Raw genomic sequence first — 12656 nt, forward strand, 5'->3', positions numbered from 1 at the left:
CAACTATGAGTGAAAAACAAAAAAACGCATCTGCGTATTGGAAAGAAAATCTGAGGTATTTAATTATACTTCTTGTGATATGGTTTGTCGTATCCTTTGGATGCGGAATCTTATTTAGAGAAGAATTAGATGCATTTAGACTAGGTGGCTTTAAGCTAGGATTCTGGTTTGCACAACAAGGATCTATATATGTGTTCGTAATTCTAATTTTCGTTTACGTAAGATTAATGAATAAACTAGATAAAAAATACGGTTACGACGAGTAATCCTTAACTAAACTTAAAACAAAAAATTATGAGTGTTCAAACATGGACTTGGTTATTAGTAGGGATTACATTTGCCCTATATTTTGGAATAGCAATTTGGGCTAGAGCAGGCTCAACAAAAGAATTTTATGTTGCTGGAGGAGGTGTTTCTCCTTGGGCAAATGGTATGGCAACAGCAGCCGATTGGATGAGTGCTGCCTCATTTATTAGTATGGCAGGACTTATTTCCTTTTCAGGATATGATGGCTCTGTTTATCTAATGGGTTGGACAGGTGGATATGTGCTTCTGGCATTACTGCTAGCGCCTTATTTACGTAAATTTGGTAAGTTTACTGTTCCAGATTTTATTGGAGATCGATACTATTCAAATACAGCAAGAACAGTAGCAGTAATTTGTGCTTTAATTGTATCATTTACTTATGTAGCAGGACAAATGCGTGGCGTAGGAATTGTATTTTCTCAATTTTTACAGGTAGATATTAATTTAGGTGTTATTATCGGGATGACAGTGGTGTTAACCTTCGCTTTATTAGGAGGTATGAAAGGAATCACATACACACAAGTAGCACAATACTGTGTATTAATATTTGCTTTTATGGTACCTGCTTTTTTCATCTCTATGCAAATGACAGGAAATATCATTCCACAATTAGGAATGGGAGGATCTGTTGAAGGCGGAGAATTTTTACTGGATAAATTAGATAAACTACATACCGAACTTGGTTTTCACGAATATACAAGCGGAACAAAAAGTACTTGGGATGTCTTTGCTATTACATTAGCATTAATGACTGGAACTGCTGGTCTACCTCACGTGATTGTACGTTTCTTTACAGTGCCTAAAGTAAAAGATGCACGTAAATCTGCTGGTTTTGCACTATTATTAATTGCAATTTTATACACAACAGCACCTGCTATTGCAGTTTTTTCTAGAACAAATTTAATTGAAACAGTAAGTAACCAACCTTATTCTGAAATTCCAGAATGGTTTAAAAACTGGGAAGACACAGGCTTAATTGCATGGTCAGATAAAAATGGTGATGGTAAAATTCAATATGTGGCTGGAGATGCGTTATCTAGTAAAAAACCTATTTATGTAGATGCAAGAGGAGCGCATGGAGAGCGTATGGTTTCTAATGCAAGTGATGCAAAAAATGAATTATATGTAGATAAAGATATTATGGTATTAGCAAATCCAGAGATTGCAAACTTACCAAATTGGGTAATTGCATTGGTTGCAGCTGGTGGACTTGCAGCAGCATTATCAACAGCAGCAGGATTATTATTAGTAATCTCAACTTCTGTATCTCATGATTTAGTTAAAAAGCAATTGAGACCAAATATTTCTGATAAGGATGAATTAAAAGTCGCTAGAATAGCCATTTTTGTTGCCATCTTAATTGCAGGTTATTTTGGTATTAATCCGCCAGGGTTTGTGGCAGCAGTCGTCGCGCTCGCCTTTGGGCTCGCAGCTGCCTCCTTTTTTCCCGCCATAATTTTAGGAATATTTGACAAACGTATGAATAGTCAAGGCGCAATTTCGGGAATGGTTGTAGGTATTGTTTTGATGCTGTTTTATATGATGAAATTCAAACTAAATATGTTTGGAGGTGGTACAAGCGCAGATTGGTGGTTTGGTACTTCACCAGAAGGATTTGGTACCATTGCAATGGTTGTGAATGTTGTGATTTCTATGGTAGTTTCTAGAATGACACCAGCACCACCACAAAATGTGCAAGATATGGTAGAGAGTATAAGAATACCTTCAGGAGCAGGAGAAGCTCAGGATCATTAAATAGTTATTATTTTAAAAATAATTTTTAATTTAATTAGTTAGAAAATCAGCATTACATTTATGTAGTGCTGATTTCTTATATTAGTAGCGTTATTATTTTTTCGCTTTCGCGGAAATGAAAAACAACCAACCAAATGAAAAAACGCCATGAACAAAAGCTAGTCGTATTATCGATTGCTTTGTTTCTTATTTTTAATGTACCATTCATTCTTGTTTTTAATTTTGAAGGTGCAGTTTTTGGTGTTCCAACGCTATATTTTTCCATATTTTCTATTTGGTTATTGTCTATAGTAATTTCATATATCGTATTAAAACGTCATTATGAATAATTATACATTAGTTACCATAATTATCATCTATTTAGCAGTGTTATTTTACATTGCTTTTCTTGCTGAAAAAAAACGCCAAAGTAAATGGGTTAATAACCCTTATGTATACACGTTGTCTTTAGCAGTCTATTGTTCTGCTTGGACATATTATGGCAGTGTTGGAATTGCAGCAAATTCTGGAATTAATTTTTTGCCAATTTATTTAGGTCCAGTCATAGCTTCACCTTTATGGATTATTGTACTTAGAAAAATTATCAGGATTTCTAAACAACATAAAATTTCATCCATAGCAGATTTTATTTCTCTTCGCTACGGAAACAATAGGTTTCTTGGTGCATTAGTGACTATTGTTTGCTTATTTGGAACACTACCATATATCTCATTACAACTAAAGGCAGTTTCAGAAACTTTTGAAATCATGTCTGATGATACAAGCTATGTTTCAACAACAGTAATAGACGATTCTACATTTTATGTCGCTTTATTATTAGCCATTTTTGCAACCTTTTTTGGAACCCAAAATGCAGATGCTTCTGAAAAACATAAAGGTATTATTGCTACAGTGGCTTTCGAGTCGGTTTTAAAACTCGTGTTCTTTTTAGCAATTGGAGTATATGTTACGTTTTATTTGTTTGATGGTACTACAGATATTTATAATCAAATATCCATAACCGAAAATTTTAAAGAACTCACCACGCTAAGCGGAGTAGAAGACGGTTTTAATTGGTTGTTCTTAATCGGTTTATCTTTTATGGCTATTTTTTTATTGCCAAGACAATTTCAAGTTTCAGTTTTAGAAAACAATAGAGAAAAGCATTTAAAAAAGGCGATTTGGTTGTTTCCATTGTACTTATTACTATTTAATCTCTTTGTTATATTCATTGCTTGGGCAGGAAAATTAACCTTTGGGTCTACTGAAAATGCTGAATATTATTCATTGTTATTGCCTTTAGAAAACGGAAATTCATTTTTAGCAACATTAGTGTTTTTAGGAGGTTTTTCTGCAGTTATCTCTATGGTTATTGTGTCAACTTTGGCATTATCAACAATGGTAAGTAACAATTTGATTATTCCTTATGGTTTTCTAGATAAATTCATTAAAAATCAACCAGAGCGAAATTCTAAATACATTAAAAGCATTCGTCGCATTTCGATTTTTACCATTATAATTTCAGCCTATTTCTTTTATGTTTCGTTTTCAAAAGAACTCTCGTTATATTCCATTGGTTTAATTTCGTTTGTTATTATAGCACAATTGGCACCTTCGTTTTTTATTGGCTTATTTTGGAATCGTGGTTCTTCAAAAGCAGCAATAACAGGTATAATCGTTGGTTTTTTAATAGCAGTTTATACGTTAGTATTACCATTTACAATAAGAGCCTATACAGGAACAGACGATTTTACACAATATGGTTTATTGGGTGTTTCAGCTTTAAAACCTTACGCTTTGTTTGGTATCGATTTTTTAAGTCCACCAGCTCATGCTTTTTTCTGGAGTATGACTTTTAATATGATGTCTTATTTGGTGTTTTCATTAATTTCTAAAGGAAATTATCGAGAACGTAATTATGCCGAAATGTTTGTAGATAGTAAAAACTTCTCAACCCTTCAAGACAGTGCATTGGTATGGAAAGGAGAAGCTTATGTGTCTGATATTAAAAGTGTGCTTGTTCGTTTTTTAGGTGAAAAAAGAGCCACACGTGCTTTAACTATATTCTTCACTAAATATAAATTACCACAAGACACTCAATTGGCAGATGCACGATTAATTAATTTTTCCGAAAAACTTCTTACAGGAAGTATAGGTTCAGCTTCAGCTAAAATATTAATTGCAAGTGTGGTAAAAGAAGAACAGATTAGTTTGGTTGAAGTATTGAAAATTTTAGAAGAATCTAAAGAAAACATTGTCAGCAATAAAGTACTCATAGAAAAGTCAAATGAGCTGTCTCAACTGTCTTCTAAACTAAAAGATGCCAATGAGGAATTAATAAGTAAAGACAAGCAAAAAGATGAATTTTTAGATACAGTTGCACATGAGCTTAAGACACCAATTACAGGTATTCGCGCTGCAACAGAGCTATTGATGGATGAAGAGGATGATATGCCAAAAGATATAAAGGCACAATTTTTAAAAAATATACTCCAAGATTCCGATCGTTTAGGACGATTAATTCACAATATCCTGGATTTTGAAAAGTTGGAAACAGGTCGGTTAAATTTGGATATGCAATACCACGACATTCAAAAAACCATCACTAAAGCCATTAGTAGTATTTCTCAAATAGCAGCAAAAAAAGAAGTAAAAATCATAAATAAAAACCTACATGCGTTTAGTACTAATTATGATGAAGATCGTATACTTCAGGTACTAACCAATTTACTATCCAATGCGATTAAGTTTTGTAGCCCTAAAACAGGAATAATTGAAATAGATTTTAAGTTAGGAAATGCCTTTGTTGAAATCTCTGTAACAGACAATGGTAAAGGGATTCCAGTTGAAGATCATGATTTTATTTTCGACAAATTTTACCAATCTCAAGATCAAAATACACGCAAACCACAAGGTAGTGGATTAGGTTTAGCTATTACAAAACAAATAGTAGATAAACATTACGGAAAAATTTGGGCTAAAAAAGGGTTAAAAAATGGTGCAACACTTGTTTTTACCATACCTTTTAAGTAAATTGTTGTCGTAAAGTATGAAGAAGAAAATTTTAATTGTTGACGACGAACCCAATATCGTGATGTCGTTAGAATACACTTTCAAAAAACAAGATTTTGAAGTGTTTATTGCAAGAGATGGAAGTGAGGCTTTAGAGATATTAAAACATCATATTCCTAACGTGGTTTTGTTGGATATTATGATGCCTAACGTAGATGGTTATCAAACGTTAACACATATTAAAAACACAGCCAGTTTAAAAGATACCAAAGTGGTATTTTTAACAGCAAAAAATAAAGCTTCAGATATTGAAAAGGGTTTAAAACTTGGAGCAGATAAGTATTTAACCAAGCCTTTTTCAGTAAAAAAAATAGTTTCAGAAATATTGGAACTTGTAACTTAGAAATATTTTTTAAGTTTTTTTAAAATTGGTTTTGTGTGCAAACAAACTAAGTTTAATTAAAGTTTAAAAATATGAAATTTCGCATCAACCCATTAGCGTCAGATATTATAATTAGTATCTACATCGTTAGCACGCTTTTTTTAAGGTTTAAATTCGAAAGCGAAACTTATGTAACTCCTATGCTATCTGTAGTTATGGGCATTTGTTTTGTGGTTATTATTTGGGTGCTTATCAAACTAAAAGTACTTAATCCTAATTGGTTTGGCTTGTTTAATTCTAAAAAAACATAGCCATGAAATACCAAGAATTCTATAATAAAAGTATACAGTATCCAGAACAATTTTGGAGTGAACAAGCCAAACAATTAGATTGGTTTGATACACCAAATAATATTTTATCTAAGGATAAATATAACTATGACCAATGGTTTGAAGATGGGAAACTTAACCTCAGCTATTTGTGTATTGATAAACACATAAATGATGGTTATGGAAACCAAAATGCAGTTATTTACGACTCACCAGTTACCAATGTAAAACAACACATTACTTTCAACCAATTGCATCATGAAGTTTCTAAATTAGCAGGTGGATTGCAAAGTTTGGGACTTCAAAAAGGAGACACGTGTATTATCTATATGCCAATGATTCCGCAAGCATTATATGCCATGTTAGCTTGTGCTAGAATTGGTGTGATACATTCGGTTGTGTTTGGTGGTTTTGCACCTCATGAGTTGGCTATCAGAATAGACGACTGCAAACCAAAAGCAATTATTACAGCATCTAATGGAATAGAAATTGAGCGTATTATTCCATATAAACCTTTTGTAGATCAAGCAATCGATAAAGCGAAAAATAAGCCAGAACATGTTATTGTTTTTGATAGAGAACTAGGTGTTGAAATTCCGAAGAAAAACTATGACGTAGATTACGCTACTTTGGTAGAGAAATCACCTTCAATCGAAGCTATTTCAATTGAATCTACACATCCTTCTTATATTCTATACACTTCAGGAACCACAGGAACGCCAAAAGGAATTATTAGAGATACAGGTGGTTATGCAACTGCATTAAAATTCTCTATGAAATACATTTATGGACTTGATGAAGGTGATGTGTTTTGGGCAGCAAGTGATGTTGGTTGGGTCGTAGGACACAGCTATATTGTTTACGGACCATTATTAAACAGAAATACAACAATTTTGTTTGAAGGTAAGCCTATAAGAACACCAGACGCTTCTACGTTTTGGCGAGTCATTAGCGAGCATCAAGTAAAAGTGATGTTTACTGCACCAACAGCAATTAGAGCTATAAAAAAGGAAGATCCAGATGGCGAATTATTAAAACAATTTGATTTGTCCTGTTTAAAATATCAGTTTTTAGCAGGTGAACGTTGTGATGTAGCCACTTTAAATTGGACGGAAGAAAAGTTAAACGTTCCAGTAATTGATCATTGGTGGCAAACAGAAAGTGGTTGGCCAATGATTGCAAATATGGTTGGTGTTGCATTGCAAGACGTAAAACCAGGATCAGCAAGTTTTCCAGTTTGTGGTTATGACATTCAAATTTTAAATGAAGAAGGCGAAGAAGTTGAAGATTCTGTTGAAGGTTATGTCGCAGTAAAATTACCATTACCACCCGGAACATTAAGTAATCTTTGGGGAAATCCAGAGCGTTTTAAATCTGGTTATTTAGATCGTTTTCCTGGTTATTATTTTTCAGGAGATGGTGGCTATAAAGACGAAGATGGTTACGTATTTATTACAGGTCGTGTAGACGATATTATAAACGTTGCAGGACATAGATTATCTACTGCAGAAATGGAAGAAATTGTAGCTTCACATGAGTCTGTTGCAGAATGTGCTGTATTTGGTGTGCATTGTGACATTAAAGGTCAAAAACCTTTAGGATTAGTGGTTTTGAAGTTTGGCGAAGCTTCCGAAGAAAATCAAATTCAAAAAGAAATTGTTCAAGATGTACGTCATGAAATTGGAGCTGTAGCTTCCTTTAGAGATGTATTAATTGTTAACCGATTACCAAAAACACGAAGTGGGAAAATTCTTCGTAAATTGTTACGTAATATCGCAGATGAACAGCAATATAATATACCATCAACCATTGATGATGTAAAAATAATTGATGAAATTAAAATCGTATATCAAACCCATAAAATTGGGATTCATAAATAAAATTAAACTAACAAACTATGAGTAATTATCATATAAAACATTTAGAAGAATACTACCAAGTCTATAGAAAATCGGTTAGAAATCCAGAAAATTTCTGGGAAGAAATCGCTGAAGAACATTTTTTATGGCGAAAAAAATGGGACAACGTTTTAGAGTGGGATTTTAAAAAACCAGAAGTTAAATGGTTTGAAGGCGCACAACTAAATATTACAGAAAATTGCATAGACAGACACTTAGCGACGAGAGGAGATAAAACCGCAATTTTATTTGAGCCAAACGACCCAAATGAAGGTGCAGAGCATATTACATACAGACAATTATACCATCGCGTGAATCAATTTGCCAATGTTTTAAAAGACCAAGGTGTAAAAAAAGGAGATCGTGTTTGTATCTACGTGCCTATGATTCCAGAATTAGCAATTTCTTTGTTAGCTTGTGCTAGAATAGGAGCAATACACTCTGTTGTATTTGCTGGTTTTTCTTCAACAGCATTAGCAACTAGAATAAATGATAGTGATTGTAAAATAGTTATTACTGCAGACGGTTCGTATCGTGGAGCAAAAACAATTGATTTAAAAGGTATTGTTGATGAAGCTTTAGAGTCTTGTCCAGGTGTTGATACCGTTTTAGTCGCAAAGCGAATTAACTCAGACATTACCATGAAAGAAGGTCGTGATAAATGGTTACAACCTTTATTAAATGTAGCTTCAGATCAATGTCAAGCCGAAGTCATGCAAGCCGAAGATCCGCTATTTATTTTGTACACATCTGGTTCAACCGGAAAACCAAAAGGAATGGTTCATACCACAGCTGGTTATATGGTTTATACCGCATATACGTTTAAAAATGCGTTTCAATATAGAGAAAATGATGTGTATTGGTGTACAGCAGATATTGGTTGGATTACGGGTCATTCCTATATTGTTTATGGTCCATTATGCAATGGCGCAACAACTGTTTTGTTTGAAGGTGTACCAAGTTATCCAGATTTCGGACGTTTTTGGGACATTGTAGATAAACATAAAGTCAATCAGTTTTATACTGCACCAACAGCAATTCGTGCTTTAGCAAAACAAGGCGTTGAGCTGGTAGAAAAATATGATTTATCTTCTCTTAAAGTTTTAGGAAGTGTAGGAGAACCAATTAACGAAGAGGCTTGGCATTGGTATAATGATAATGTGGGAAAAGGAAAAAGTCCAATCATAGATTCATGGTGGCAGACAGAAACTGGCGGAATTATGATTACACCAATCCCATATGTAACACCAACAAAACCAACTTATGCGACCTTACCATTTATTGGTGTTCAACCTTGTTTAATGGATGAAAATGGAGAAGAATTAAAAGGCAATCAAGTAGAAGGACGATTATGTATTAAATTTCCTTGGCCAAGTATTGCGCGTACTATTTGGGGAAATCATCAACGTTATAAAGATACCTATTTTTCTACCTATGAAAACAAGTATTTTACAGGAGATGGTGCGTTAAGAGATGAAGTTGGTTATTATAGAATTACAGGTAGAGTAGATGATGTGATTATTGTTTCTGGACATAATTTAGGAACTGCTCCAATTGAAGATGCTATAAACGAACATCCAGCAATTTCAGAAAGTGCCATTGTAGGTTTTCCACATGATGTCAAAGGAAGTGCACTATATGGTTATGTCACTTTAAAAGATGCTGGAGAAACTAGAAACCATGACAACCTTCGTAAAGAGATTAATCAATTAATAGCTGATAGAATAGGGCCAATAGCAAAACTAGATAAAATTCAATTCACAGAAGGTTTACCAAAAACACGAAGCGGAAAAATTATGAGACGTATTCTTCGGAAAATCGCTGAAAAAGACACTAGTAATTTAGGTGATATTAGTACTTTGTTAAATCCAGAATGTGTTCAAGATATCATGGATCATTCTTTATAGACTATGGATATTCCACTCATTTACTAAATAGGTGAGTGGAATAATTTTATTAATTTAAGGTTTTAACTAATAAGTAAACAATAATTCTAAACGCAACCTCAAGGGTTGCGTTTTTTTATAACAATCCAATTCTCGTATGACTTCGTAATAAATCTTTGAGTTGTAATGAAGGATTGTTTTTCTTTAAGACAGCAAGAATTTTGACTAGTAATAAGGCTGTGATATATGCATCTCCAGAAGCAGTGTGTCTGTCGTGTTGCGGAATTTTAAAACGAAGTGATAGGTCGTCTAAACTATAGTGCGTTTTTGAGTCATCTAGTTTAGTTTTTATAAATAAATGTCCCGTGTCTAGAACTTTGTTTTTTAGTTTAGGTAAGTTCATACGTTTTAAAGCTTGGTTAATCATTGTAACATCAAAACCTGCATGATGAGCTACCAATACGCTATTCTTGATGTGCGCTAAAAACTGAATTATTGCATCGCGTTCTTGAACTTTGTTAAAATGACCTGCTTTTAACAAACCATGAATTTTTACTGTTTTGGCATTGAACAAATCTTGTTGTAGATAACACTCAAAACTATCAGAAACCTTAATAGTATTTCCAATAACAGCAATAGTTCCAATAGATAAGATACGATCATGTTTTGTGTCTAAACCTGTGGTTTCGGTATCAAAAATGACAAAGCGAATGGTTTCAATATCTAAGTTTTGATTGCTTTCAAAACACTCTAAATACTGTTTCCAAAAATCTGGATATGACTTTTTCTTAAACCAGCTCATACCATTACATGAATTGTGAGAGTTTAAATCGAGTTTGAATAAGATCTTGTATGTCTTTCACTGCTCTAAAGGTGCTCTTTAATTCTAACCGATTGGCTTTGCTCAATGTTTGCAAATCAATAAAACGACCAGAGTCATTATGCCTTAGGCCTTGTTCTGTTCTAAAACGTAAAAGGTTTTTAAAAGCATCACGACATGCAAGAAAAACATCTTTGTTTTGTGGTTCTAATTCCGCGAGTTTCTCATAACGCACTATTGTATTATTGTGTGCTTTCATATTTTTAGATAGTATCAAAAGTCGAGCTGCATCAACCAGTGGCATCATCGCTCTTGCTTTAATATCAAATTGATCTTTATGTTCACCATCTCTTTCGACTAAAAACTGTCTAAAGAAGCTTAAAGGCGGTGGGTTTTTCAATGCATTTAATCCTAAAAAATTTAAAAATATATCATGAGATTCAATGGAGGTAAAAATACTTTCAGCCATTGTTGTTGATAAATTGGCATCACCATACACGAATTCAAAATCAAAGAAAATACTACAAAGCATCAAATTATCTTGATCTGGTGTGGTAATCCAAGATTTAAATTGTGTTTTCCATTGCGATATAGACAAGCACCATTTTGGATTACTAGCCATCATATTTGCAGGACATAATTCAAAACCGATGATATTTAGACCTTGATTAATCTTTTTAGATAGCGTTAAAAAGTACTGTTGTGTTTTATTGTAATCATTTTCAGGAACTTCATTAAACACCAAAGCATTATCTTGATCTGTGAGCAATAATTGTTCCTCACGACCTTGACTTCCAATAGCTAACCAAGCAAAAGAGGTGGGAGGAGGTGTTGGCATTTCTTCAATGCACAAATCGATAAGTCGTTGTGTAATACTATCATTAATAGTGGATAGAATCTTTGTGACAAACGTAATTGGGATTTGTTGTTCTATATAACGTTTCAATAATTGCTCTGCACGTTTACGTATGTGCTGAAGCTGCTCTGGAGTGTTAACACGTTTGATTTCTTTTACCAAAACAGAAGCATTGTTTTCTCGAATTACAATAATATCGTGTTCAGATAGAATACCTGTTAACTCCGTATTTGGTGTACCATCTTTAGTAATACATAGATGAGTAATACGATGCTTTATCATTGCAATTTGAGCTTCGGCAACAGTAATACTTTCAGGATATGTAATCACTGGTGAAGACATGATTTTTGTCACAGAATCTTCAATAGAAATTAATCCTGTTGCAATTTTAGTGCGTAAATCCTTATCTGTTATAATCCCTAAAGGTCTGTTGTCTTTTGTTATTACAATTGAACCTATACGCTTATTTGTCATAATCAATGCAGCATCTTTTATACGTGTTTCAGATGAACAATGCACTGGGTTTTTAGAGTAATCTGCAGACTGCTCTTCAATAAACTCTTGTATATTTTCAGTAGACAGATTATGATCTACTTGGTTAGATTCAATATAGTATGTATTTGAAACAAAACTCGACATTAGAAATTTGCTTGCCTCTGCATTGGTAGTAATATTCTGTTGAAATAATTCCGAAGAAATACTATATACAATACTTTCTTCTATGGCTTTAGCACTCAATTTATAATCACCTTGTCGCATAAGTGCTCTCAATCCAAAAATATCGCCTTCATCACACTCATCTACCAATGTATTTGTTTGTGCTCTAAATAAGCCAATGGCACCATCTTTAACGACATAAAATTGATTTTGAACAGGAGATCCTGTGATAAATAAGTAGGTATCCTTTTCTAAATAATGAATATCAATAGCTTTACAGATAGCCAATAATTCACTTTTCATCAACATGCTAAAAGGAGGGAAGTCCTTTAGAAAATCGTAGATACGTTCTGCAATAGTATTCATACTCTAAAGTAACAAAAAAGGAATGGTGTATCTATGAGTAATATCATGTTTTACGCTAAATTGATATAGTTGTTTATATGATATGTGTTTTTAAAAAGATGAAAACATGAAAATATGGTATTTGGGCATTACCTTTTGCTTTAAAAAAAAAAGCAAAACGTCGTGCTTTCACCAGTCGCTTCCCGATAATTATCGGGAGAGCTCCAACAATGGCTCAATCACTAATGCGGTAAAAAAAAGATATGATATTTAAAGTATAATTTTGGAGTGATAATCTATACGAATCGCATAAATGAGATGTTAAATCTAAATTATAGAGGGTATTACAGAAAATATTTTGTGAGAAAAGAAGTAAGAAGAAATATAAATATGATTTTAAAATAAGAAAGCTCTAAATACTATTGTAATTA

The 12656-nt window shown here is 33.2% G+C and carries 10 protein-coding genes; 8 read left to right on the forward strand and 2 right to left on the reverse strand.

Annotated elements, in window-relative coordinates; genetic code table 11:
• Window positions 1–5: 5 nt before the first annotated feature.
• The 8 genes from IM744_RS09255 to acs all read left to right on the forward strand — a co-directional run bounded on the left by IM744_RS09255 (window position 6) and on the right by acs (window position 9568).
• Window positions 6–266, forward strand: coding sequence for a DUF4212 domain-containing protein (locus tag IM744_RS09255; protein ID WP_194507845.1), 261 nt, complete (start codon window positions 6–8; stop codon window positions 264–266).
• A gap of 28 nt (window positions 267–294) precedes the next feature.
• Window positions 295–2061 carry a sodium:solute symporter family protein gene (locus IM744_RS09260; protein WP_194507846.1) on the forward strand — a complete coding sequence of 589 codons (1767 nt, stop codon included), beginning with the start codon at window positions 295–297 and terminating at the stop codon, window positions 2059–2061.
• 134 nt (window positions 2062–2195) lie between these two features.
• Window positions 2196–2390, forward strand: coding sequence for a hypothetical protein (locus IM744_RS09265; RefSeq protein WP_194507847.1), 195 nt, complete (start codon window positions 2196–2198; stop codon window positions 2388–2390).
• Entirely contained in the window at window positions 2383–5073 is a 2691-nt protein-coding gene (locus IM744_RS09270; RefSeq protein ID WP_194507848.1) for a sensor histidine kinase, read from the forward strand. Before IM744_RS09265 ends, IM744_RS09270 begins: the two co-directional genes overlap by 8 nt.
• A 16-nt stretch (window positions 5074–5089) precedes the next feature.
• Entirely contained in the window at window positions 5090–5455 is a 366-nt protein-coding gene (locus IM744_RS09275; protein WP_194507849.1) for a response regulator transcription factor, read from the forward strand.
• 71 nt (window positions 5456–5526) lie between these two features.
• The gene (locus IM744_RS09280; protein ID WP_194507850.1) at window positions 5527–5745 is read left to right on the forward strand and encodes a hypothetical protein; all 219 of its coding nucleotides are present in this window, start codon (window positions 5527–5529) and stop codon (window positions 5743–5745) included.
• A 2-nt stretch (window positions 5746–5747) separates the two neighbouring features.
• Window positions 5748–7643, forward strand: a complete 1896-nt coding sequence (locus IM744_RS09285) for an acetate--CoA ligase (RefSeq protein ID WP_194507851.1) — start codon at window positions 5748–5750, stop codon at window positions 7641–7643.
• Between the two features lie 17 nt (window positions 7644–7660).
• Window positions 7661–9568, forward strand: coding sequence for an acetate--CoA ligase (gene acs, locus IM744_RS09290; RefSeq protein ID WP_194507852.1), 1908 nt, complete (start codon window positions 7661–7663; stop codon window positions 9566–9568).
• Between the two features lie 115 nt (window positions 9569–9683).
• Here the strand turns inward: acs and IM744_RS09295 are convergent, their stop codons facing one another.
• Window positions 9684–10349 carry a 3'-5' exonuclease gene (locus IM744_RS09295; protein ID WP_194507853.1) on the reverse strand — a complete coding sequence of 222 codons (666 nt, stop codon included), beginning with the start codon at window positions 10347–10349 and terminating at the stop codon, window positions 9684–9686.
• Between the two features lie 4 nt (window positions 10350–10353).
• The gene (locus IM744_RS09300) at window positions 10354–12246 is read right to left on the reverse strand and encodes a DUF294 nucleotidyltransferase-like domain-containing protein (protein ID WP_194507854.1); all 1893 of its coding nucleotides are present in this window, start codon (window positions 12244–12246) and stop codon (window positions 10354–10356) included.
• Window positions 12247–12656: the final 410 nt, after the last annotated feature.

Source organism: Psychroserpens luteus (assembly GCF_015319355.1).
Lineage (GTDB): Bacteria > Bacteroidota > Bacteroidia > Flavobacteriales > Flavobacteriaceae > Psychroserpens > Psychroserpens luteus.